Source organism: Microbacterium sp. UFMG61 (assembly GCF_015354505.1).
Taxonomy (GTDB): domain Bacteria; phylum Actinomycetota; class Actinomycetes; order Actinomycetales; family Microbacteriaceae; genus Microbacterium.
In genome coordinates, this window is record NZ_JACAFP010000007.1 from 63,449 (window position 1) to 85,944 (window position 22,496).

General features: G+C 67.6%; 22 protein-coding genes. 10 read left to right on the forward strand and 12 right to left on the reverse strand.

Annotated features, from left to right (window positions below):
* Positions 1–55 precede the first annotated feature (55 nt).
* Entirely contained in the window at positions 56–967 is a 912-nt protein-coding gene (locus tag IXW21_RS09960) for an EamA family transporter (protein WP_194764109.1), read from the forward strand.
* 6 nt (positions 968–973) lie between these two features.
* On the opposite strand, the gene ffh is transcribed toward IXW21_RS09960, so the two are convergent.
* Positions 974–2,527: a signal recognition particle protein gene (gene ffh / locus IXW21_RS09965; RefSeq protein WP_194764110.1), complete on the reverse strand. Its 1,554-nt coding sequence runs from the start codon at positions 2,525–2,527 to the stop codon at positions 974–976.
* 74 nt (positions 2,528–2,601) lie between these two features.
* Complete coding sequence (locus IXW21_RS09970; protein WP_194764111.1) at positions 2,602–3,198, reverse strand: TetR/AcrR family transcriptional regulator; 597 nt, start codon at positions 3,196–3,198, stop codon at positions 2,602–2,604.
* A gap of 97 nt (positions 3,199–3,295) precedes the next feature.
* Between IXW21_RS09970 and lipB the strand changes: the two genes are divergently transcribed.
* Positions 3,296–3,949: a lipoyl(octanoyl) transferase LipB gene (gene lipB / locus IXW21_RS09975; RefSeq protein ID WP_194764112.1), complete on the forward strand. Its 654-nt coding sequence runs from the start codon at positions 3,296–3,298 to the stop codon at positions 3,947–3,949.
* On the forward strand, positions 3,946–4,935 hold the full coding sequence (gene lipA, locus IXW21_RS09980) for a lipoyl synthase (protein ID WP_194764113.1): 990 nt from the start codon (positions 3,946–3,948) through the stop codon (positions 4,933–4,935). Before lipB ends, lipA begins: the two co-directional genes overlap by 4 nt.
* Positions 4,936–4,945: 10 nt before the next feature.
* On the opposite strand, the gene IXW21_RS09985 is transcribed toward lipA, so the two are convergent.
* Positions 4,946–5,446 carry a DUF2004 domain-containing protein gene (locus IXW21_RS09985; protein ID WP_194764114.1) on the reverse strand — a complete coding sequence of 167 codons (501 nt, stop codon included), beginning with the start codon at positions 5,444–5,446 and terminating at the stop codon, positions 4,946–4,948.
* 42 nt (positions 5,447–5,488) lie between these two features.
* On the reverse strand, positions 5,489–6,361 hold the full coding sequence (ftsY, locus tag IXW21_RS09990; protein WP_194764115.1) for a signal recognition particle-docking protein FtsY: 873 nt from the start codon (positions 6,359–6,361) through the stop codon (positions 5,489–5,491).
* 28 nt (positions 6,362–6,389) lie between these two features.
* Between ftsY and IXW21_RS09995 the strand changes: the two genes are divergently transcribed.
* A complete protein-coding gene (locus IXW21_RS09995) occupies positions 6,390–7,055 on the forward strand; it encodes an alpha/beta hydrolase (RefSeq protein WP_194764116.1) in 666 nt (221 codons plus the stop codon).
* A 28-nt stretch (positions 7,056–7,083) separates the two neighbouring features.
* Here IXW21_RS09995 and smc read toward each other — a convergent pair whose 3' ends face one another.
* The gene (gene smc / locus IXW21_RS10000; protein WP_194764117.1) at positions 7,084–10,638 is read right to left on the reverse strand and encodes a chromosome segregation protein SMC; all 3,555 of its coding nucleotides are present in this window, start codon (positions 10,636–10,638) and stop codon (positions 7,084–7,086) included.
* Positions 10,639–11,184: 546 nt separating this feature from the next.
* Here smc and IXW21_RS10005 point away from each other — a divergent pair.
* The 5 genes from IXW21_RS10005 (at position 11,185) to IXW21_RS10025 (ending at position 15,743) form a co-directional block, all read left to right on the forward strand.
* Positions 11,185–11,463 (forward strand): hypothetical protein, encoded by a 279-nt coding sequence (locus IXW21_RS10005; RefSeq protein WP_194764118.1) that lies wholly within the window; start codon positions 11,185–11,187, stop codon positions 11,461–11,463.
* Positions 11,464–11,475: 12 nt separating this feature from the next.
* Positions 11,476–12,564 carry a GNAT family N-acetyltransferase gene (locus IXW21_RS10010; RefSeq protein ID WP_194764119.1) on the forward strand — a complete coding sequence of 363 codons (1,089 nt, stop codon included), beginning with the start codon at positions 11,476–11,478 and terminating at the stop codon, positions 12,562–12,564.
* A complete protein-coding gene (locus IXW21_RS10015) occupies positions 12,561–13,640 on the forward strand; it encodes a GNAT family N-acetyltransferase (protein WP_194764120.1) in 1,080 nt (359 codons plus the stop codon). The genes IXW21_RS10010 and IXW21_RS10015 overlap by 4 nt, the downstream gene beginning before the upstream one ends.
* Positions 13,641–13,728: 88 nt before the next feature.
* On the forward strand, positions 13,729–14,424 hold the full coding sequence (locus IXW21_RS10020; protein ID WP_194764121.1) for an ABC transporter ATP-binding protein: 696 nt from the start codon (positions 13,729–13,731) through the stop codon (positions 14,422–14,424).
* Positions 14,421–15,743: an FtsX-like permease family protein gene (locus IXW21_RS10025; protein ID WP_194764122.1), complete on the forward strand. Its 1,323-nt coding sequence runs from the start codon at positions 14,421–14,423 to the stop codon at positions 15,741–15,743. Before IXW21_RS10020 ends, IXW21_RS10025 begins: the two co-directional genes overlap by 4 nt.
* Positions 15,744–15,750: 7 nt before the next feature.
* Here IXW21_RS10025 and mutM read toward each other — a convergent pair whose 3' ends face one another.
* The 6 genes from mutM to IXW21_RS10055 all read right to left on the reverse strand — a co-directional run bounded on the left by mutM (position 15,751) and on the right by IXW21_RS10055 (position 20,861).
* Positions 15,751–16,614 (reverse strand): bifunctional DNA-formamidopyrimidine glycosylase/DNA-(apurinic or apyrimidinic site) lyase, encoded by an 864-nt coding sequence (gene mutM / locus IXW21_RS10030; protein ID WP_194764123.1) that lies wholly within the window; start codon positions 16,612–16,614, stop codon positions 15,751–15,753.
* Positions 16,607–17,299: a ribonuclease III gene (gene rnc, locus IXW21_RS10035; protein ID WP_194764124.1), complete on the reverse strand. Its 693-nt coding sequence runs from the start codon at positions 17,297–17,299 to the stop codon at positions 16,607–16,609. The genes mutM and rnc overlap by 8 nt, the downstream gene beginning before the upstream one ends.
* Positions 17,300–17,316: 17 nt before the next feature.
* Positions 17,317–17,526 carry a 50S ribosomal protein L32 gene (gene rpmF / locus IXW21_RS10040; RefSeq protein ID WP_013586329.1) on the reverse strand — a complete coding sequence of 70 codons (210 nt, stop codon included), beginning with the start codon at positions 17,524–17,526 and terminating at the stop codon, positions 17,317–17,319.
* Positions 17,527–17,528: 2 nt separating this feature from the next.
* A complete protein-coding gene (locus tag IXW21_RS10045) occupies positions 17,529–18,023 on the reverse strand; it encodes a YceD family protein (RefSeq protein ID WP_194764310.1) in 495 nt (164 codons plus the stop codon).
* Positions 18,024–18,158: 135 nt separating this feature from the next.
* Entirely contained in the window at positions 18,159–18,656 is a 498-nt protein-coding gene (gene coaD, locus IXW21_RS10050) for a pantetheine-phosphate adenylyltransferase (RefSeq protein WP_194764125.1), read from the reverse strand.
* A gap of 30 nt (positions 18,657–18,686) precedes the next feature.
* Positions 18,687–20,861, reverse strand: a complete 2,175-nt coding sequence (locus tag IXW21_RS10055; protein WP_194764126.1) for an ATP-dependent DNA helicase RecG — start codon at positions 20,859–20,861, stop codon at positions 18,687–18,689.
* Positions 20,862–20,922: 61 nt separating this feature from the next.
* Between IXW21_RS10055 and rsmD the strand changes: the two genes are divergently transcribed.
* Positions 20,923–21,516 (forward strand): 16S rRNA (guanine(966)-N(2))-methyltransferase RsmD, encoded by a 594-nt coding sequence (rsmD, locus tag IXW21_RS10060; RefSeq protein WP_194764127.1) that lies wholly within the window; start codon positions 20,923–20,925, stop codon positions 21,514–21,516.
* Here rsmD and thiL read toward each other — a convergent pair.
* Positions 21,486–22,481, reverse strand: a complete 996-nt coding sequence (thiL, locus tag IXW21_RS10065; protein WP_194764128.1) for a thiamine-phosphate kinase — start codon at positions 22,479–22,481, stop codon at positions 21,486–21,488. The genes rsmD and thiL overlap by 31 nt on opposite strands.
* Between the last annotated feature and the right edge of the window lie 15 nt (positions 22,482–22,496).

The window sequence follows — 22,496 nt, forward strand, 5'->3', positions numbered from 1 at the left end:
TTCGTGTGACAAGTATGTGTTGGACTCATCGGTACGATCCGATCAGGCTGGAGACATGAACCGCGTCGCCCTTCTGCTGCTCACGGCGATCGCTCCTCTCTCGTGGGGAACGACGTACCTCGTGACGACCGAGCTGCTCCCCTTCGGTCACCCGCTCCTGGCCGGGCTCCTCCGTGCACTCCCTGCGGGGATCATCGCGCTGGCGATCGGCAGGCGCCTGCCGTCCGGAGGATGGTGGCTGAAGTCGCTGGTTCTCGGAGTCCTCAACATCGGAGCGTTCTTCCCGCTGCTGTTCCTCGCCGCCGAGCGGCTGCCGGGAGGCGTCGCCGCAGCGGTCGCAGGGGTGCAACCGATGATCATCCTCGGCATGAGCGCGCTCGTCCTGCGAGACCGGATACGACCGCTCACCGCGACCGCTGCCGTCGTGGGCGCGGGAGGCGTCGCCCTCGTCGTGCTGGGGCCCGCCGCACATCTCGATGCCCTCGGAGTCCTGGCGGCACTCGGAGGCGTGACAGCGACGGCGCTCGGCATGATCCTCACGAAGCGGTGGGGCCGCCCTGCAGGCGTCGGCCCGGTATCGTACGCGGGATGGCAGCTGACGGCGGGCGGTCTCGTCCTCCTGCCGCTCACCCTGCTGTTCGAAGGCATCCCTGCCTCGATCGACGGCGGAGCCGTGCTCGGCTACCTGTGGCTGGGCTCAGTCGGAGGGCTGCTCGCCTATACGCTCTGGTTCCGCGGCATCCAGCTGCTGCCGGTCATCGCTCCGGGGCTGCTCGCTCTGCTCTCCCCCGTGGTCGCCACGCTGCTGGGCACGCTCGTGGCCGGCGAGACATTCACACCGCTCCAGGCACTCGGAATCGCACTGGTACTCGTCGCGCTGGTCGTGGGCCAGCTGACGGCGCTCAGGACGACGCGTCGGTCATCGACTCCGGCCCGCGAGCAGGAGTTGCAGGCGTCCCGACCCTGACTCGCGTCAGTTCTTGCCGAAAAGCTTCTGGATCTCTGCGAGATCGGCCTCGCTCGGCACCTTCTGCCCGCCCAGACCGAAACCCGACCCCGTCGGGGTGGATGCGCTGGCGATCCCCGCGTTCTCGGCGGCACGCTTCGCCGGGTTGCCCGAGCGCGAACCGCCCGACGACTTGCCCTTCTTGCCGCGCTTCGACGACGCCCCCGGCTTGCCCATGCCGGGCATCGACCCCATCCCGGGGATGTTCGGAGTGCCACCGCGTGCGACGGTCTTCATCATCTTCGCGGCCTGATCGAACCGCTGCACGAGCTGGTTGACGTCGGTGACGGTCATACCGGAGCCGCGGGCGATGCGCAGACGACGCGAGCCGTTGAGCACCTTCGGGTTGCGACGCTCTCCCGGAGTCATGGAGCGGATGATCGCCTCGGTGCGATCGATCTCGCGCTCGTCGAAGTCCTCGAGCTGCTGCTTCATCTGGCCCATGCCGGGGAGCATCCCCAGCATCTTCTTCATCGAGCCCATCTTCTTCATCTGCTGAAGCTGGTCGAGGAAGTCCTCGAGGGTGAACTGCTCGGTGGCGAGCTTCTCGGCCATCTTCATGGCCTCTTCCTCATCGAAGGCCTGCTGGGCCTGTTCGATGAGGGTCAGGATGTCGCCGAGGTCGAGGATTCGGCTCGCCATGCGATCGGGATGGAACGGCTCGAGGTCTTCGAGGCGCTCGCCGGTCGAGGCGAAGATGATGGGACGGCCGGTGACGGACGCCACCGACAGCGCGGCGCCACCACGGGCGTCACCGTCGAGCTTCGAGAGCACGACACCGGTGAAGTCGACGCCCTCCTGGAAGGCCTTGGCCGTGTTGACGGCGTCCTGACCGATCATGGCGTCGATGACGAAGAGGACTTCGTCGGGATCGACGGCTTTGCGGATGTTCGACGCCTGCTTCATCAGCTCGGCGTCGACGCCGAGGCGACCGGCCGTGTCGATGATCACGACGTCGTGCTGCTGACGACGGGCGTACTCGACTCCGTCTCGCGAGACCTTGACGGGGTCGCCGACTCCGTTGCCGGGCTCTGGCGCGTAGACGGTGGCACCCGCCTGCTCGGCGACCACCTGGAGCTGGTTGACCGCGTTGGGACGCTGAAGATCGGCAGCGACGAGCAGAGGCGTGTGCCCCTCGCTCTCGAGCTGCTTCGCGAGCTTTCCCGCGAACGTGGTCTTTCCCGATCCCTGAAGACCCGCGAGCATGATCACCGTCGGCGCGGTCTTCGCGAACTGCAGCCGTCGCTGCTCGCCGCCGAGGATCTGCACGAGCTCCTCATTGACGATCTGCACGACCTGCTGCGCGGGGTTCAGCGCCTTGTTGACCTCATCGCCGAGTGCGCGCTCGCGCACCTTGGCGGTGAACTCCTTGACGACGGAGAGTGCGACGTCCGCGTCGAGCAGTGCGCGACGAATCTCACGGACGGTGCCGTCGACATCGGCCGCAGTGAGCTTTCCCTTCGTGCGCAGGTTGCGGAAGGTCTCGGTGAGCCGATCGGAGAGCGTGCCAAAGGTTGCCATGGTGCTTCAGATTCTACGCGAGCCGCGGCTCCACGCTCAGCGCCGCGCGAAGTCACGCTTCGGGCCGCGTGCTTTCAGCCCTTCACCGCCACCCACGGGAGCTGGTCGATCGCCGCCGCGGCCTCGTCGAACCGATCTCCCACCGAACCGCGCCCCGCGCCGCCCTCGGCCCACGCGCGCACGGCTGCGAGCACAGCCCCGGCCCAGGTCACCGCGACGATGTCCGCCACCATCGACGCCACGCCGGACCGTCGCGCGAGGTCGGCAAGCGCTCCCGACAGGCGGGCCTGACGCCGTGCGGCATCCAGATCGAGTTCGTCCTCCAGCCCCATCGCTGTGGAGTTCGTCATGGCGAGGGCGAGGCTGTCCGGAGCGAAGTCCGCGACGAGGGCGGAGAGGATGCGCCGCACCTCGGAGCCCCGGCGGTCTTCGCGGACCGTGACGAGATCGGAGACAGCCCGGTCGATGCGCTCATCCAAGCCCGACCAGAGCACATCGCTCTTCGACGTGAAGTAGTTGAAGAAGCTGGATCGGCTGACTCCCGCGCGCTGCGTGATGTCGGCGACGGAGGTCGCGTCGTACCCGCGCTCGAGGAACAGTTCGCACGCCGCCTCCGCGAGCGTCTCGCGAGAAGAGGCCCTGGGGCGGCCCGCCCGGCCTGGAATGCTCATCCTCACACGCTACCGCGCGTCGCTCCTCGGCCGTCGGGCCGGCACGGAGGAGTATTGTTGGACGCAATCCATCAAATGACTGAGAGCGGCCACGAGAATGCTCGACATCCTGACCCCCGGCCTCGCGCCCCACTACGTGCCCTACACCGAGGGGTGGAATCTGCAGCGACGCGTCCACGCCGACGTCGTCGACGGGACCAGACCGGACACCCTGATCCTTCTCGAGCACGAAGCCGTGTACACCGCGGGCAAGCGCACCGAACGCCAGGAGAGACCGCAGGACGGCACACCGGTGATCGATGTCGATCGCGGTGGCAAGATCACGTGGCACGGACCCGGCCAGCTCGTCGGCTACCCGATCGTACGTCTACCCGAGCCCATGGACGTCGTCGCGCACGTCCGCCGCCTCGAGCGTCTTCTGATCGACGTGCTCCGCCCCATCGGCGTCGAGGGATATCAGGTCGAGGGCCGCAGCGGAGTGTGGGTACGCCGGCCGCTCTCGGAGGACAAGGTCGCAGCGATCGGCGTGCGCGTTCAGCAGGGCGTCACCATGCACGGGTTCGCGATCAACTGCGACAACTCGCTGTCGGGCTTCCGCGACATCATTCCCTGCGGCATCACCGACGCGGGAGTCACCACCGTGAGCGAAGTCGTCGGAGCCGACATCTCGCCCGCCGACATCCTCGACGCCGTGACCACGGCTTTCCTCGCAGAATATTCACCCGCCGCCCACGCAGGAGCACTCGCATGACCGCCGCACCCGAGGGACGCAAGCTCCTTCGCCTCGAGATCCGCAATTCCGAGACGCCGATCGAGCGCAAGCCCGAATGGATCAAGACGAAGGCGAAGATGGGTCCCGAGTACACGGCCCTGCACTCCCTCGTGAAGAGCGAGGACCTGCACACGGTCTGCCAGGAAGCCGGCTGCCCCAACATCTTCGAGTGCTGGGAGGACCGCGAGGCGACGTTCCTGATCGGGGGTTCGCAGTGCACCCGGCGCTGTGACTTCTGCCAGATCGACACCGGAAAGCCCGACGCCTACGACACCGACGAGCCCCGCCGTGTCGCCGAGAGCGTGGTGCGGATGAACCTGCGCTACGCGACCGTCACGAGTGTCGCGCGCGACGACCTCCCCGACACCGGCGCCTGGCTCAACGCCGAGACGGTCCGCAAGATCCACGAGCTCAACCCGAACACCGGCGTCGAGCTGCTCGCCAACGAGCACAACGCGGACCCGGCCTTCCTCGGGCAGATCTTCGACGCTCGCCCGGAAGTGTTCGCCCACAACGTCGAGACGGTGCCGCGCATCTTCAAGCGCATCCGCCCGGCCTTCCGCTATGAGCGCTCTCTCGACGTGATCACCCAGGCGCGCAACGCCGGACTCATCACGAAGTCCAACCTGATCCTCGGCATGGGCGAAGAGCCGGAAGAAGTCGTCCAAGCGCTGAACGACCTGCATGACGCCGGTTGCGACATCATCACCATCACGCAGTATCTGCGCCCCTCGCCGCGCCACCTCCCCGTCTCGCGATGGGTGAAGCCCGCGGAGTTCGTGGACTTCAAGGAGGAGGCGGAGCGAATCGGTTTCCTCGGTGTCCTCGCCGGTCCGCTCGTGCGCTCGTCGTACCGCGCCGGGCGCCTGTGGGCACAGTCCATGGTGTCCAAGGGGCGAGAGATCCCCCCGCACCTGGCACACATCGCCGAGAGTGCGGATCTGGGCTTCGCCCAGGCCGTGTGACGCTGTCGCCTCAGTCGGCGCTCATGACCGACTGGACGCTGCCGTCGGATCCGAGATTCACGAGCAGGACGTCGTCGGTGGTGTCCGCGTCGAGCGCGTACTCGAGCACCGCGAACGGCTCCGAGCCTCCGTGTTCGTCGGCCAGGATCGTCATGCTCATCAGCTTGAGAGAGCGGATGATGTCGACTGCGGCATCGCCGCTCACGTCGACGAGGACGTCTTCGAGTTCGTCACCGTAGGCCTCCTGCTGCTGCAGGATGTACTCGGTCACCTCGCTCGTGCGGTCATCGACCTCCGACAGCATCCCCCGTCGCGCTGTGGCATCCACGGTCTCCAGACCGGCGATCAGCGATGCGGCGATGTCGAGCGCGTCCGCGGACACGTCGTCCTGGTCCGGGGCGGTGAGGTCGACGGTGACACTCTGGTCGCCGAGCTCCACGGTCTCCGACCAGAAGATCGAGCCGTCGGGCCCTGAGGACAGGAGTCCGAAGTAGTCGTGTTCGATCGCCATAACGCTATGAAACCAGCCTCGTGCTCGTGACGGTAGTCCTGTTCAGCCGACCATCGATTGGACGAAAACATGCGGGGTGAATCCGGTCAGGTCGTCGATTCCCTCACCCTGGCCGAGAAGCTTGACCGGGATGCCGGTTCGTTCTTGGACCGCGAGCACGAATCCCCCCTTGGCCGATCCGTCGAGCTTGGTGATCACGAGTCCCGTGACACCGGCGTGCTCGAGGAAGGCCTCCGCCTGCATGACCCCGTTCTGCCCGGTGGTCGCATCGAGGACGAGGAGAACCTCGCTGATCGGCGCCTGCTTCTCGATGACGCGGCGGATCTTGGACAGCTCGTCCATCAGGCCGCCCTTGGTGTGCAGGCGGCCGGCGGTGTCGATGATCGCGATCTCGATCCCTTCCCGCTGTGCGTACTCGACGGTCTGGTACGCGACGGACGCCGGGTCCTGACCCTCCTGCTGAGGACGGACGATGGCCGCTCCCCCGCGCTGGGCCCAGGTCGCGAGCTGATCCACCGCGGCAGCGCGGAACGTGTCCGCCGCACCCACGACCACGCTGCGCTGATACCCGCGCAGGAACTTCGTGAACTTGCCGATCGTCGTGGTCTTGCCGACTCCGTTCACACCGACGACGAGAACCACCGCCGGACGTTCTGTGAGCTTGAGGGTCGTGTCGAACTTGGCGAAATGCTCCTCGAGCGTCTCGCGGAGCATGCGCTGCAGATCCTGAGGATCGGTCGTGCGGTAGCGCTCGACCTTCTCTCGCAGCTCGTCGACCACGCGCTCGCTGATGTCAGGACCGAAGTCGGCCGTGATGAGAGCCGTCTCGAGGTCCTCCCAGGTCGTCTCGTCGATCGTGGGCTTGACGAACATCCCGCGCAGCGCACGGGTGAGGGACCAGGACTTCTCCGCCATGAGTCCAGCCTACGGGTAGCATCCTGAGATGCCTCACGAACGCGTCTTCGTCCACGGCTCCGGACGGCGCGGCATCGAGGCCTGGCCGGAGAAGGATGCCTCGGCCGGCGAGTTCCTCGGGCTCACCCAGGGTCTCTCGATCGCCGATCAGGTCAGCGCGCTCCGCTCACGATGCGAGAGGCGTCGAGTCATCGTGTTCGCGCACTCCATCGGCGCGATTCCGGCCGTGATCGCCGCACGCGACCTGGACCTCGCAGCACTCGTCCTCATCGAGCCGGCTCTCTATGACATCGCACGGGGAGACGCCGCCGTCGAGCGGCACATCGGCATCGTCACCGAAGCGAGGTCCGTCGCGGAGGCCGGAGATCTGCCGGGCTTCTGGGCGATCATGCGTCCACTCATGTTCGGCGGCCACTTCGACGGTGCTCTCTGGGACGAGGAACGGGCCCTGGCGGCGCGCTGGGCATGCACGAATCTGCCCTGGGGCCACGGAGCGCGCGCACAGATGGTGGACGGCATCCCCACTCTGGTCGTCACCGGGGGCTGGAACGACGAGTACGAGCAGATCGCGAGGGTCCTCCGGGATCGCGGTGCGAGGCACGAGATCGTTCCGGGCCATGGTCACCGGCCGCAGGATTCGTCGCGTTTCACCGACGTCGTCGGCGCGTTCGAATCGACGCTCTTCCCTGGGTGAGCTCCGAGTAGGACGCCCAGGAGAGCGGTCAGTTCGCTGGGGACGCCCTGTCGCCCACTCGCTGCCCGACGACCGCGGACATGCCGTCCTGACGCATCGAGACGCCGTAGAGGGCATCTGCGATCTCCATCGTGCGCTTCTGGTGCGTGATGATGAGAAGCTGGGAGCTCTCGCGAAGCTGCTCGAAGACGGTCAGGAGCCGCCCCAGGTTGGCATCGTCGAGAGCCGCTTCGACCTCGTCGAGGATGTAGAAGGGGCTGGGACGCGCCTTGAAGATGGCGACGAGAAGCGCGACGGCCGCAAGCGACCGCTCGCCGCCCGAGAGCAGCGACAGTCGCTCGATCTTCTTGCCCACGGGACGCACAGAGACTTCGATTCCCGTGGTGAGCATGTTCTCCGGATCCGTGAGCGAGATGCTGCCGGATCCACCGGGGAACAGCAGCGGGAAGACCTCGCCGAACGCTTCACGCGTGTCGTCGAAGGCGCTCGCGAAGATGGTCTGCATCCGCTCGTCCAGGTCGGCGATGATCGTCAGAAGATCCTGCCGGGTCTGCGTGAGATCGCTCAGCTGCTCCGTGAGGAAGGCATGCCGTTGCTCGAGAGCCGCGAACTCCTCGAGAGCGAGCGGGTTGACGCGTCCCAGCTGCGCGAGCTTGCGCTCCGCGTCGGCGAGACGCCGTTGCTGAATCCGTCGATCGAAGGGAATCGCAGTGTCGTCGGGGCCACCATCGTCTGCGCCGTCAGCGGTCCCCGCGCCGGGATCGCGTGGAACAAGCTGATCAGGACCATATTCTGCAACGAGAATATCTTCGTCGAGCGCAAGCTCCGACCCCACCCGCTCCAAGAGGCTGTGCAGGTGAAGCTTCTTCTCGTGAATCTGCAGCTCGAGTCCGTGCACGCTTTCGGTGAGTCCTGCCAGTCGCTCGCGCAGCGAGGTCTCCTGAGCGCGCAGCGCCGTCAGCTCCTGGTTCTGAGCGGACCGCGCCGCTTCGGCTTCGGCCAGAGCGACCCGCGCTTCGGTGACGGAGCGGTCGATGGAGTCGAGGATGCGGGGAAGCTCGTCGGCGACTCCCGCTGCTGACTCGCGCTGAGCGCGCCGGATCACGGCACGGCGGGCAGCCTCAGCGGCGGCATCGCGTTCCTGCTCTCGCTGGCGTTCGAGAGCGACGACCCTCGCCTGAGCGGCGCGCACCCGCTCCCGCAGAGTCTCGATCTCGAGTCGGGCGCGGATCTCGTTCTCGCGGGCCGACTCCAGCGCCTCGAGCAGACCGTCACGCGCTGACGCATCGAGGACCGGACGGGGTGTGGACACCACGGCTTCGACCTCAGCCTTCGCCTTCTCGGCCTTCGCCTCCGCATCCTCCACCGCCGCCTGCGCCTGCGCGAGGCCGCTCTCGAGCCTCTCGCACTCGGCGACGGCCGACTCATGCGTCACGGTGATGCGATTGATCTGCTCGGCGTGGCTGGCGAGCGCTGCATCGTGCTCGCGGAGGGTCCGGAGAGCATCCTTCGCATGTCGGCGCGATGCCTCCACGGTCTCGTTCGCCTCCTCGCGGGCGTCGCGCAGCGAATCGACGATCACCTGCACCTCGGCGAGCCGTTCGTCGGCCGCGTCCCGCTCAGCCGCAAGCTCGAGGCGCGATCGCTCCCCGCCGGAACCAGTGCGCAGCGTCTGCGCCGTGACCACGTCGCCCGCAGTGGTGACGATCGTCGTCGTGACGTCTCCCGTCACGTCGAGGGTCGCTCGCGCCACGCGCGCAGCTGCGAGATCGTCCGCGATGAGGACGTGGGCAAGGATTCCGAGCACACCTTCAGGGGCGGTCACGGTGTCGGTCGCGGGCGTGACGCCTGCGACAGCAGTCAGCTCGACGGAGGGACGGATGCCGTCGGCGACGACGAAGTCGACCACTCCTCGACGCTGTTCCGCGACGTCCGCGGCGAGGGCGAAGGCATCCGCGGAACGCTCGACGAGCACACCTTCCGCGAGCGGGCCCAGCACCGCGGCGATCGCCGCTTCGAAACCGGCCCTGACCTGCACGGAGTCACCGACCAGCCCGCGGATACCTGCTCCCCCGCCCTTGACGATCTCGGCTGCACCTCCCGAGATCGAGAGCGCGCTTCCGAGAGCCGCTGACTTGGCCATGAGCGCATCGACCTCACGCTCGGCAGCATGGAGACGTTCCCGGAGCGCTTCTCGTTCGGATTCCGCGGCCGTCGCGGCGCGCTGCGCACTCTCGTACGCGGCGGAGTGCTCTGCAGCCGTTCCTTCCGGAGCCTCGGCCTCGTCGATCGCATCAAGAGCCTCGGCAGCCTCACGGCGCCGGTTGTTCGCCGCCTCGAGGGCGTTCTCCTGGCGCAGCACGGCGCCACGCACGGCGGCGAGAGCCGATGCCGCCGCATCGGCCGTACCCCGCAGCGAGCTGAGTCGCATGTCGTATTCCGACACCAGCGCGCTCTGCTCTGCGATGTCGACATCGAGTGTGTCCAGCTCTGCGCGCGCGAGCACGACCTCTCGGCTCGCCGTACTCGCCGCGTCCTGAGCATCGCCGAGCCCCGCCGAGATCGCCGCGATCTCGTCCTGCGCGTCGTCGATCGTGCTCTGAGTGACCGTCACCGCCGTCACGGCGGCATCGTCCTCCTCCGAACCGAGGAGAGCGAGGCGCTGGTTCGCGAGCGTATAGAGCCCGCGCATCCGCTCCTGCACCTGCTCCAGTCCGAAAGCCACACCCCGCGCCTGATCGACAGCCACGGAATTCTGGTCCTGTTCGAGTCGGGCGATGCTCGCCCGCACCGCTTCGGCCTGATCGCTGAGGACCAACCGCTCGGTGTGGCGTTCGTTCTCGGTGCGAGTGTGATCGGCGAGAGCCGTGCGCAGGGCGACGACGTCGTCGGCGAAGATCCGAGCCTTGGCGTCGCGGACGACGGCTGCGATCGTCTGCGCCTCCCGCGCGATCTCCGCCTGCCGTCCCAGTGGTTTGAGCTGCCTCCGGATCTCGACGGCGAGGTCACTCAGACGGGTGAGATTGGTCTCCATCGCGTCGAGCTTGCGGAGAGTCTTCTCCTTGCGGCGCCGATGCTTCAGAATTCCCGCCGCTTCCTCGATGAAGCCGCGGCGGTCCTCGGGCGACGCCTGGAGCACTGTGTCGAGTCGCCCCTGCCCCACGATCACATGCATCTCGCGACCGAGACCGGAATCGCTCAGCAGCTCCTGCACGTCCAACAGGCGGCAGTTCTCCCCGTTGATCGCATACTCGCTCGAGCCGCTCCGGAACAGCGTCCTACTGATCGTGACCTCGGCGTAGTCGATCGGCAGAGCACCGTCGCTGTTGTCGATCGTGAGCTGGACCTCCGCCCGCCCCAGAGGCCCGCGAGTCGAGGTACCCGCGAAGATGACGTCCTCCATCTTGCCGCCCCGGAGCGTCTTCGCGCCCTGTTCGCCCATGACCCAGGCCAGAGCGTCGACGACGTTCGACTTGCCGGATCCGTTCGGCCCGACGATGCAGGTGACTCCCGGTTCGAAGACGAAACTCGTCGGCTGCGCGAAGGACTTGAACCCTTTGAGGGTCAGGCTCTTCAGATGCATTCGCGCGCCGCGCTTCCGGGGTGGATCACGCCCATACGCTACCGGAATCACGCGGATCTCTCGGCATCCCGCGCGGGTTCATGGCGAACTTCGATCAGTCGCGACACGCCGATTCCGGCCACTCGTGCTTGACGGACACGCCCGGGTTTCGCTACCGTAACCTCCGGATCGCCACACGAAAGGAGGTTACCGATGATGATCACACTCACCGCACAGGCCACGAGCCTCGCCGCGCCATTCGCGCCGCGCACTGCGCACTCGGTAACCGCCGGCGTCCGTCTCCGCACGCTTTCGTAGCATCGCTGCCCCAGGACTCCGCCGCTCGCCGGCATCGGGACATCGCCCTGTGAACCGCGCCGTCCGCCGCGCCTCGTCGCGCGCCACCCTCTGATCTGCAGCCAGATCACGGACCTCGTCGACCCGACGTCCGCCTTTCCGCGGCTCCGGTCTCGTTCCTCCCGCCGCGCTTCCTTCGTGGTCGCCCCCCGCGCCACGAAGGCTGCGGCTCCTCGACCCCATCCGCACCATTCATCTCGAAGGACCATCGTGAACACCACGCTGTATCGCAGCATCACCCACCCACCGGATACCGAGGACCACCAGGTCCTCCACATCCCCGCACCCGACGAACTGCGGCGACTCGCGCTCACCGATCGTCTCTCCCTCCGCGTCGGCCTCTGGCTGCTCCAACGCGCTCAGCGACAGCGCACTCAGCGACCGCGCACGAGGTGCTCGGCAGACCCGCTCTCGCTGGAGCGGCGGGAGCGCTCCATCACTGAGGCGCACGCCCTGCTCGCATTCGACCTGCAGCGTCAGCTGCGCTGACCCGGAGGACAGATGAGCATCCCACTCACAGACACCGCCACGCTGCATCCGCTCGCGCTTCCCGCACGGGCGGATGCAGCGGACGCGGGGGAATTCCGAGAGCTCTCCCGCGTCCGCAACGACGTCTACCGTTCACTCACCGGACGGACCGAGCAGGACCTCGCCCCCGAAGCACTGCTGCCGCTCCTGCGGTCACGCGCGGAGAGGACCACCGTCGTGTGGGCGCTTCGCGTCGACGGCGAGATGGTCGGACGCGCGGTCGTCGACATCCCTCACGAAGACGGATCCCGAGTCGCCATCGCCTCGGTCGAGATCCATCCGCGCGTCTGGGGCCGAGGCATCGGTTCGGCGATCGTCCCTCACATCGAAGCGGTGGCCCGCGAGCACGGACGCTCTGTGATCCAGAACTGGACGGAGCAGCAGGCGAGCTCCGGCCCCCGCATCGACGCACGGACCGGATTCGGCAGCGTGCCGGATGACCACGTCGCACGATTCCTCCGGCGACAGGGTTTCACTCTGGAACAGGTCTATCGGGTGAGTCGACTCGATCTGACCCCTGACGCTGTGGACCGCGCGCGCCGGCTTCTGAATGAGGCTCGACGATTCTCGACGGACTACCGAGTGCTCCAGTGGATGATCCCGACCCCCGCTGAGCACCTCGACGGGTACGCGTGGCTGAAGTCACGGATGTCGACGGACGCTCCGTCCGCCGATCTCGAGACGGACGAGGAATCGTGGGATGCCGCGCGGCTGACTGCGGCAGAGGATCGCATCGCCGAGATGAGACAGACGATGCAGGTGACGGTCGCGCAGCACATCGGCACGGGCGAACTGGCCGCATTCACCGAGATCGGGATCGGTCCCGATCCGAGCGCGACGACGCATCAGCACGACACCCTCGTGCTGCGAGAGCACCGCGGGAACCGGCTCGGGCAGCTCGTGAAATGCGCAGCACTCCTGTCATGGGCCGACGCGGCGCCGGCATCGCGCGACGTCATCACGTACAACGCCGAGGAGAACCGGCCGATGCTCTCCATCAACGAGGCGATGGGTTTCGCCCCGATCGCCTACGAAGGCGCCTGGAAGAAGGACCTGTCATGACGACGATCACCCTGACGATCACCCCTCTCATCGTCCCGGCTGCGCTCGAGGACGACGACGGAGCGGAGTTCCGCGCGTACGGCGAGCTGAACCGGCTGATCTGCGATGAAGCGGTCGGCTTGCCGGACATCGCGCCCGATGCCGCACAACTGCTGGCTTCGTGGCGGGATCCCACCGACACCCTGTGCACAGGCTTCGTCGCGCGACATGGTGACGAGATCGTGGGGATGATCACGATCGACTACCCCCAGGAGGAGGACGCGCAGGCGGCAGAGGTCGACCTGATGGTCCCGGCGCGGCACTGGGGCCGAGGGGTCGAGGATGCGCTGCTGTCGCTCGCCGAATCCGAGGCGCTCTCTCACGGTCGCTCGCTCGTGCAGACCTGGACGCTGCACCGACCGCTCGAGGCAGAGCGCATGATCGCACCGCGGACGGGGTGGGGACGAATCCCCGCGACGGCTCTCTCGGACGTCCTCACAGCGCGGGGCTATGACTTCGAGCAGGTCGAGCGGAACAGCGAGTTCGATCTCAGGTCCGACCCTGGGCCGGTGCGTGCCGCCCTGGAGTCCGCAGAGGCGGCAGCCGGAGCCGACTACCGAGTGCTGCAGTGGATGGCGCCGACCCCGCCGATGTACAGGGACGGCTACGCGGCAATTCTGGCTCGCTTGTCGACCGATGCTCCGAGCGGTGACATGGACTTCGTCGCCGAGGTGTGGGACGCCGATCGTGTCGTCCGACGCGAACGACGACTGACGGGCGCCGGTCAGGCACTGTCCGTCGTGGCCGTGGAGCATGTGCCGAGTGGCACGATCGTCGCCTACAACGAGCTGCTCGTCGGTGCCGATCGCACGAGCATCACGCACCAGTTGGGGACGCTCGTCTCGAGCGATCATCGCGGGCGCCGTCTGGGCACCATCGTCAAGTGCGCGAACCTCCTGCAGTGGCGGGAGAGCATGCCGCTGTCGCCGGCGGTATCGACGTTCAACGCCGAGGAGAACCGTCCGATGCTGAGCATCAATGAAGCGCTCGGTTTCCGTGCAGTGTCGTACGCCGGCGCCTGGCAGAAGCGACTCTGAAGGATCATCCGATCGGTGTATCCCGCAGGTGTGGGATACACCGATCGGCCGATGCACCGATCGTGGCCCCCGAGCGAGGCTGGACAGCATGAACGCATCCGTGCTCGAAGCCCGACACCTCACCAAGTCCTACGGCACCACCCACGCACTCGCCGGAGTGGACCTCACGATCCTGCGCGGCGAATCCGTCGCGATCATGGGCGCATCCGGCTCCGGCAAGACCACCCTGCTGCATGTGCTCGCCGGCATCATCACCCCGGATTCGGGATCCGTCAGCTTCCAGCCGTCCGCAGGAGGCCCGGTCGACGTGGCCGCTCTCGGCGAGTCCGCCCGATCGCGGCTCCGTCGTGAGCGGTTCGGATTCGTCTTCCAGCAGGGGCTGCTGATCCCCGAGCTCACCGCCGTCGAGAACGTCGCGCTCGCGTCGATGATCAACGGGGTGACTCGATCGGATGCCGTCGCCCACGCCGCATCCTGGCTCGCCGCGCTCGGACTCGCCGGACTGGAGGACCGCCGGATCGGGGAACTGTCCGGCGGTCAGGCGCAGCGCGTCGCGATCGCGCGAGCACAGGCGACAGGCGCAGACCTGGTGTTCGCCGATGAGCCGACCGGCGCACTCGATTCGACCACCTCGCACGAGGTCATGGACGCCCTGCTGTGGTCGACGACCGGACAGGGCCGCACGCTTCTCGTGGTCACGCACGACCCCGAGGTCGCTGCCCGGTGCTCACGCACGGTCGCTGTGCGCGACGGTCGGATCATCGGGACCGAGGTCTCCGCGTGAACGCCCAGACCCTCGCCCTGCTCTTCCGTCCGGCAAAGGATCAGAGCTCCGTACTGCTCCTCCCCGTCGTCGCCTTCGCCATCGTGACCGCCCTTGTGATGACCGTGGTCGGGGGCGCTCAGTCGTTCTGGGCCTGGACCGATCCGGAGGCACCGATCTACCAGGCGCTCGCAGCGATCGCGCTCGTGCTTCTGGTGGTGCCGCTGATGAATCTCGGCGGAGCCGCCGCACGCCTCTCCGCACGCCGGCGCGACGAACGACTCTCGACGCTGCGGCTTCTGGGAGTCACGCCTGCCGGGGTCACCGTCATGACCGTTATCGAGTCCGTCCTGGTGGCAGCCACCGGGGCGTTCATCGGCGCGCTCGGCCATCTGGCGATATCTCCTCTGATCGGAATGATCCCCTTCCGCGGGGCGCCGCTCGGGATGAGCGCGGTCCTCCTCTCACCGATCAACGGTGCCGCTGTGGTGCTCCTCGTCCTCCTCCTCGCCGCGGCCAGCGCGGTCCTGGGCCTCCGCCGGGTGATCATCTCGCCGCTCGGGGTGCGTCTTCGCACCACGGCCTCGCCTGTGCACTGGCTCAGGGTGGTCGCCGGGGTGGCGGTGCTCGCGGGCATCTTCGTGATGATGAAGGTCTTCCCGTCGGTCGCCGACCTCGCGGTGACGATCGTGGTGCTCGCCGCGCTCTTCGGCGTCGCTCTCGCCGTACTCAACGTCATCGGCCCCTGGGTGCTGAAAGTCGAGGCGTCGCGACATCTTCGCCGAGCTCAGCAGCCCGCAGGCCTGCTCGCAGCACGCATGGTGCTCGACTCGCCGAAGGCGTCATGGCGCCAGGTCAGCGGAGTCGCGATGACCAGCTTCATCGCGGTGTTCGCGGGCACCGGCGTCTCCCTTCTGAACGTGATGTCCGCCGGAGACCTGAACGACGCCGACGCGGCTCTCGCGGCCGACATCGGCACGGGCCTCACCATCACGCTCATCGCGTCGTTCCTCATGGTCGCGGCATCGGTCGGCGTGAACCAGGCGGCCTCCGTGCTCGATCAGCGCGACCTGCACAGCAGCCTGCATCGCCTGGGGATGCCGATGGAGACCGTGCACACCGCACGTCGGCGGGCGATCATGTCACCTCTGCTCACCGTCTCGATCGGCTCCGCCCTGTGCGCGGGAGTTCTCGTGTTCCCTCTGCTGGGGATGGCGCTGATGACGGCGCCCGAGTCGCTGCTCACGATCGGGATCGTGCTCGTCCTGGGTATCGGCATCGTCTGGTCGAGTACTCAGGCGACCAGGCCGCTGCTCGCGCGTGCGTTCCAGGAGGGGTGAGACGATGTCAGCGGCGGCGCTGACACCGCGGGCAGAAGTGGCTCGAACGATTCATGAATGCCTCGCGTCGGATCAGCCCGCCGCACCGGGGGCAGGGTTGTCCACCGCGCCCGTACGCGTTCAGCGAGTGGGCGAAGTAGCCGGCCTGGCCGTTGACGTTCACATACTGCGCGTCGAAGCTCGTGCCGCCTTCGGCCAGGGCTTTCGCGAGGACCGACCTGACTTCGGCGAGGAGCCTCATCACTGCGGGGGTCGAGAGCGTGCTCGCCGTGGTCTCGGGATGGATGCGCGCCGCCCAGAGCGACTCGTCAGCATAGATGTTGCCGACCCCGCTGATCACCTGCTGGTCGAGCAGCACCCTCTTGATCGCGCTTCCTCGACGGCGCGACGCCTCTCGGAACGCGGCGTCGTCGAAGAACGTGTCGAGCGGATCCCGTGCGATGTGCACGACCTGGGTCGGGATCCGCGAGGGACCGTCCGGAACCAGTCGGTCCACGGCGAGCGATCCGAACGTGCGCTGGTCCGCGAAGACCACGGCGAGCTCCCCGTGCTGAGGATGCTCGACGGTCACGCGGATCCTCTCATGTCGCTCCGCTGCGGCATCCGGGGCCCGGAGCAGCATCTGCCCGCTCATGCCCAGGTGCGCGATGAGCGCGGATTCATCGTCATCGAGCGGCAACCAGAGGAACTTGCCGCGACGTACGGCGTCAGTGAACCTGCGACCTTCGAGCCGGGCGACGAAGTCCGCCGCGCCCGCCGGATGCCGGGTGAGCGCACGTTCGTCGAACACGCTGACCCCTGTGATCACCGACCCGGTGGTCGCCGGAGCGAGTCCCGTCCGCACGACCTCGACTTCGGGGAGTTCAGGCACGTTCGTCGAGGACGCGCCAGGCGCTGAGCGCGGCTGCCATCTCGGCCGTCTTCTTGCTGCTGCCCTTGCCGGTCATCGTCAGGTCTCCGACAACCACGGTCGCAATGAATCGGCGGTCGTGGTCAGGGCCGCTGGCCTCGACCGAGTACTGCGGCGGTGTGGCGCCCTGACGCGCGGCGAGCTCCTGCAGACTCGTCTTCGGATCCATCGCGGCGCCGTAGCGCTCGGGGTCCGCGAGCAGCGGCTTCGTCAGACGAAGGACCAGTTCGGTCGCAGCCTCGGGTCCCGCAGACAGATAGGTCGCGCCGATCACGGCTTCCATCGTGTCGGCAAGGATCGAGTCCTTGTCGCGACCGCCGGTCTGCTCTTCTCCACGACCGAGTCGCAGGTGACTTCCCAGACCGATGCCGCGCGCGACCTCGGCGAGAGCGACCGTCGACACGACGCTCGCACGCCGTTTCGCCAGGGATCCCTCATCGAGCTCAGGATGGGTCGTGAACAGCATGACGGTGACCGCCTGGCCGAGCACCGAGTCTCCGAGGAACTCCAGCCGCTCGTTGTGCGGGATCGCACCATGCTCATACGCGTAGGAGCGATGCGTCAGCGCCAACTCCAGAAGCTCCGCGTCGATATCGACGCGGAGCTTCTCGGGGAGAGGTCGCGTCGTTCCGTCGACCCCTGTCACAACTCTGATGTCGCGACTCAGACGTCGGCGACCTTGCGGCCCTTGTACTCGAGGAACAGCTCGGTGCCCTGCGAGTCGGTGACGACCTTCGCCTGGTGAGGACGGCTGTAGACGACCTTGCCGTTCTCGATGGTCTTGACGAGCGCGGGGGCTTCGGCCTTCCACTGCGCGCGGCGCGAGCGGGTGTTCGAACGGGAGACCTTGCGCTTCGGGGGGTTACCAGCCATGACTAGCTCTCTTCTTTCTCGGCGGCGCGGCTCTCTGCCTTGCCGTCTTGGTCTGTGATGTTCTGGAGCGCGCTCCACCGCGGATCGATGGGAGCGGCCTGCTCCGTTCCGGTGCTCTCGGTCAGACGTTCGCCTGTAACCGGGTCGAGCCCGAGGCAATCCGGCTGACACACCGGCTGAAATGGAAGCGACAATACGGCCGCATCCCTGACAAGAGTTTCAAGATCCACGTGGTCGTCTTGAACCTCGAAGTCAGTTTCTTCCTCACCAGGATACGCGAAAAGCTCCTGGAACTCGACTTCGACGGGCCGAGCGATGTCGATCAGGCATCTGCCGCACACTCCGGAGTACTCGGCATCGACCGTTCCGGACACCAGAATGCCCTCGTGGACCGACTCCAGGCGCACATCGAAGTCGAGCTGAGACCCGGCCTCGTAGGACACGATCCCCTCGCCCCAGGCCTCGGGCAGCGTCACTGTGAAGTCATGCTCGCGCATCTCCCCCGGCTTGCGGACGATGTCACGGACAGGGAGGACGAAGGGGCCATTGAGTCGGGAACGCACCACGCAATGGTATCGGCTCTGCAGCCGCGATGGCTGGTTGCGCGCTGAGCGGTCCGGCCCCGATGATGCTCAGATGCCGCGGGAGCCCGTGTCGAGGAACGCCGCGACAGCGGGAGGCACGAACGGCGAGACGTCGCCGCCGAGCCCGGCGACCTGACGAACCAGTGAGCTCGACACGAGTGCATGCGCAGGATCCGGCAGAAGGAAGACGGTCTCGATGTCTGCGAGGTGGCGGTTCACGATGGCCATCGGCGACTCGTACGCGACATCGATCTGCGAGCGGATGCCCTTGACGAGCACCCCCGCTCCCACATCACGGGCGTAGTCGACGAGGAGGCCCATGCTCCACGATCCGATGACGACGTTGCCGTCCATGCCCTCTTCGGCGATCGACTGCTCGAGCAGTGACATGCGCTGCGCGATCGGCAGCATCGCCTGCTTGCCGGGGTTGTGCACGACGAGCACATGAAGCTCGTCATACAGTTTCGCCGCGCGACGGATCACGTCGAGGTGACCCAGGGTCGGCGGATCGAACGAACCCGGGACGACGGCGATCCGACTGCTCATGCCCCCAGCCTAAAGCACACGTGGAGCGCGTCAGTTCTTGGCGAGTGCAGCACGGTCCTCGTCGCTGACGCGCCGCATGATCGCCGACTTCAGCCCGGGGTTCGCTTCGAGATCGGGGTCCTCGGCGAGGATGACTTCGGCGAGCTCACGAGCCTTGACGATGAGTCGCGAGTCCTTGACCACGCGGAGCAGTTTGAGAGACGAGCGCACTCCGGCCTGCGCGGAGCCGAGAACGTCTCCCTCGCCGCGCAGCTCGAGATCGACCTCGGCCAGAGCGAATCCGTCGAGTGTGGCCGCGACGGCATCGACGCGCTCGCGGGCGACCGACCCCTCTTCGGCCTCCGTCACCAGCAGACAGAGTCCGGGGACTCCTCCTCGACCGACGCGACCTCGGAGCTGATGAAGCTGCGACACACCGAATCGGTCGGCGTCGAGGACGATCATGGTCGACGCGTTCGGCACGTCGACGCCGACTTCGATCACGGTCGTCGCCAGGAGCAGATCGATCTCGCCGCGGGCGAACTCCTGCATGACCGCATCCTTCTCGTCCGACGGCATCTTCCCGTGCAGCACTGCGCGACGGAGCCCTCCGAGTCTCGGGTGCGTCGCGAGCGCCTCGTCGAGCTGGACGACTCCCCAGCGCGGCCCCGAGGCGCCCTCGGGCTGAGGCGCGAGCGGCTCCCCCGCTTCGGCGGTCTTCTTCGCCGTGTCGATCGCCGCGCAGACCGCGAAGACCTGACGCCCCTGGGCGATCTCCTCGGCAGCGCGCTCCCAGACGCGGTTGAACCACCCGGGATGCTCGGCGAGAGGCGCCACGAAGGACTCGATCCCTGCGCGACCCTTGGGCATCGTGCGGATCACGGAGGTGTCGAGGTCGCCGAAGACCGTCATGGCCACGGTGCGCGGAATCGGCGTCGCGGTCAGCACCAGCGCGTGCGGACTCGATCCCTTGGCACGAAGCGCCTCGCGCTGTTCGACGCCGAACCGGTGCTGCTCATCGACGACGACGAGACCGAGGTCTGCGAACGTCGTCTTCTCGCCTAGAAGCGCGTGAGTGCCGACGACGATGAGTGCCTGACCCGACGCCACACGAAGTGCCGCCTTGCGACGATCCGCGGCCGGCATCTGCCCCGTGAGCAGTGTCGGCATCACGAGCGGCGCGAGCTGTGGCCCGAGCATCTTCGTGATGGAACGCAGGTGCTGGCCGGCCAGGACCTCGGTCGGCGCGATCAGTGCCGCCTGACCGCCGGACTCGGCGACCTGCAGCATCGCGCGCAGCGCCACGAGGGTCTTTCCCGAACCCACCTCGCCCTGCACCAGTCGGTTCATCGGCCACGCACCCACCAGATCGGCCGCGACCTGCTCGCCCACCGTCTGCTGGTCGGGAGTCAGCGAATAGGGCAGCACCGCATCGAAGCGCTCGAGCAGACCTCCCGGCCTCGCAGGCCGGGCCGTGGCCGACAGCGAGCGCACCGCGTCGCGCTGCTGCAGCAGAGCGGTCTGCAGCGTCAGCGCCTCATGCATACGCAGCGTGCGCACCGCAGGATCGATGTCGTTGCGGGTCTTCGGGCGGTGGATCTGCTCGATCGCCTCACGCGCGGTGAGAAGCTCCTCGCGGGCTCGCACCTCTGCCGAGAGCGGCTCCGGCACATCGTCGACAGCATCCAGAACCCGCCCGACGAACTTCGCGATCTGCCAGGTCTGCAGGCTGGCCGTCGCCGGATAGATCGGGATCAGGACCGCGGCGCGGGCGTCGGCTCGGCGACGCGCGGCGTCTTCGTCATCGAAGAGCTCGTACTCGGGGTGTGCGAACTGCGTGACGCCGTTGAACTCCCCCACCTTGCCCGAGAAGACACCCCGTCGACCGACCGCGAGATCGTCCGATCGCCACTTCGCCGCCCCCAGGTTCTTGGCGAAGAACGTCAGCGACATCTTGCCGATGCCGTCACCGATGACGACGTCGACCATGGCTCCGCGCCTGTTGCGCATCGCACGAGCACTCGAGGAGAGCACTTCGGCGACGATCGTGACGGTCTCGCCGAGCGGGAGTTCTCTGATCGGCGTCAGCTCACCGGGATCGGCGTAGCGCCGCGGATAGTGCGAGAGAAGGTCCCCGACCGACGTGAGTCCGAACGCCCGATCGAGGGTCTTCGCGGGGGTGGCACCGAGAGCCTCCTCCAGCGAGGAATCGAGCGTGAGCGACATGCTCCGAGTCTAGGAGGCCCTGCCGACAACCGTCGCCCCGCGGCTGTCGTATCGTGAACGGGTGACGAGGATCATCGCCGGAAAGGCACGGGGCGCCAGATTGGCGGTGCCCGCTGCGGGCACCCGACCCACGAGCGACAGGGTGAGGGAGTCGCTCTTCGGGGCTCTCGAATCAGTCGACGCCTTCACCGGCGCCCGCGTTCTAGATCTCTACGCCGGCTCCGGAGCGCTGGGACTCGAGTCACTCAGCCGGGGCGCCGCGTCGGCCGATCTCGTGGAGCACGGACGCGCCGCGGCATCCGTCGTGCGACGGAACGCCGCGATCGTCGCCAAGGCCGGAGGCCTGTCGACGGCTCGAGTGCACGAGAGCACGGTCCGATCGTTCCTGCAGCGCGCCGCCGGCACGTTCGATCTCGTGTTCTCCGACCCGCCGTACGATCTCGCCGACGACGCGATGACCGCCGATCTCATGGCGCTCGCGCCGCTCCTGTCAGCCGACGCGCTGGTGATCATCGAACGTGCACGTCGGTCGACGCCGCCCGAGCTGGCTGCCGCAGGCCTCGATCTCATCCGCGAGAAGACCTACGGCGACACGACCCTCTGGTGGGCCGAGCCGGCGACAACTCAGCCCGACGCCGAGTCCCAGTCGCGATAGGGGTCCCAGCCCGCGACATCGACGGGCGCGCCGTCGACCAGCAGCGCCTCGTCCCCACGGGTGATCACCGAACCGATGATCCGGAATCCGGGCGGCAGTCCCCCCGCGGGGAAGGTCGCGAGAAGTGCGTGGTCCTCGCCCCCGGCCAGAGCACGCTGTGGATCACGGCCCAGGGTCGAACCGTCGAGCGCGATCGTCACCTCGGATGCCGCGGCAAGACGCCGCGCATCGAGTGCGAGGCCGTCGGAGACGTCCATCATCGCCGTCGCGCCCGCCACCGCAGCGACAGGGCCGAGGCCGATGGGTGGCGAGGGGCGGAGCTGAGCAGCGAGAGCCGAGCTCTCGCCCTCTCCGAGCCGGCTGACGTCGACCGGCACCGGAACCTCACCGTCGCGGAAGCGACCGAACAGCACAGCGAGACCGAGCGCGGCATGCCCCAGCTCTCCGGCCACGGCGACGACATCGCCCACGCTCGCGCCCGACCGCGTCACAGGCGCTCGTCCCTCGAGATCTCCCAGCGCCGTCACCGCGACCGTGAGAACGTCGGACACGGTCAGATCGCCCCCGACGACCGCGCATCCCGGCGCGAGCGACTGACACGCATCGCGGAATCCGTCCGCGAGCCGTTCGACGAAGGACAGATGCAGATCCCTCGGCACGGCGAGAGCCACGAGAAGCGCCGTGGGACGGCCCCCCATCGCGGCGATGTCGGCGAGATTCACCGCCGCCGACTTCCATCCCAGGTCATAGCCGCTCGACCACGCGAGGCGGAAATCCGGACCGTGCACGAGCGTGTCCGTCGTCGCGATGACGCTGCCCGACGGAGCGGCGATCACGGCCGCGTCATCACCGGGGCCCAGCAGCGTGTGCGCCGCGGGCGCTGTCCTGGCCAGGATCGCCCGGAGTATCTCTCCCTCGGAGAGGTCTCCCAGGCGGGGATCGTCATGGTCGGGTCGGGAGGGCATGCAGTCAAAGGTAGC

Coding starts and splice junctions, on each gene's coding strand:
- coaD (WP_194764125.1), bottom strand. CDS start 18,656: ATGAGCAGTCGGATCGCCGTCGTCCCGGGTTCGTTCGATCCGCCGACC.
- rpmF (WP_013586329.1), bottom strand. CDS start 17,526: ATGGCTGGTAACCCCCCGAAGCGCAAGGTCTCCCGTTCGAACACCCGC.
- IXW21_RS10055 (WP_194764126.1), bottom strand. CDS start 20,861: ATGTCGCTCACGCTCGATTCCTCGCTGGAGGAGGCTCTCGGTGCCACC.
- IXW21_RS09995 (WP_194764116.1), top strand. CDS start 6,390: ATGCCTCACGAACGCGTCTTCGTCCACGGCTCCGGACGGCGCGGCATC.
- lipA (WP_194764113.1), top strand. CDS start 3,946: ATGACCGCCGCACCCGAGGGACGCAAGCTCCTTCGCCTCGAGATCCGC.
- lipB (WP_194764112.1), top strand. CDS start 3,296: ATGCTCGACATCCTGACCCCCGGCCTCGCGCCCCACTACGTGCCCTAC.
- ftsY (WP_194764115.1), bottom strand. CDS start 6,361: ATGGCGGAGAAGTCCTGGTCCCTCACCCGTGCGCTGCGCGGGATGTTC.
- IXW21_RS09960 (WP_194764109.1), top strand. CDS start 56: ATGAACCGCGTCGCCCTTCTGCTGCTCACGGCGATCGCTCCTCTCTCG.
- IXW21_RS10015 (WP_194764120.1), top strand. CDS start 12,561: ATGACGACGATCACCCTGACGATCACCCCTCTCATCGTCCCGGCTGCG.
- IXW21_RS09985 (WP_194764114.1), bottom strand. CDS start 5,446: ATGGCGATCGAACACGACTACTTCGGACTCCTGTCCTCAGGGCCCGAC.
- thiL (WP_194764128.1), bottom strand. CDS start 22,481: ATGCCCTCCCGACCCGACCATGACGATCCCCGCCTGGGAGACCTCTCC.
- IXW21_RS09970 (WP_194764111.1), bottom strand. CDS start 3,198: ATGAGCATTCCAGGCCGGGCGGGCCGCCCCAGGGCCTCTTCTCGCGAG.
- ffh (WP_194764110.1), bottom strand. CDS start 2,527: ATGGCAACCTTTGGCACGCTCTCCGATCGGCTCACCGAGACCTTCCGC.
- smc (WP_194764117.1), bottom strand. CDS start 10,638: ATGCATCTGAAGAGCCTGACCCTCAAAGGGTTCAAGTCCTTCGCGCAG.
- IXW21_RS10045 (WP_194764310.1), bottom strand. CDS start 18,023: ATGCGCGAGCATGACTTCACAGTGACGCTGCCCGAGGCCTGGGGCGAG.
- IXW21_RS10020 (WP_194764121.1), top strand. CDS start 13,729: ATGAACGCATCCGTGCTCGAAGCCCGACACCTCACCAAGTCCTACGGC.
- IXW21_RS10010 (WP_194764119.1), top strand. CDS start 11,476: ATGAGCATCCCACTCACAGACACCGCCACGCTGCATCCGCTCGCGCTT.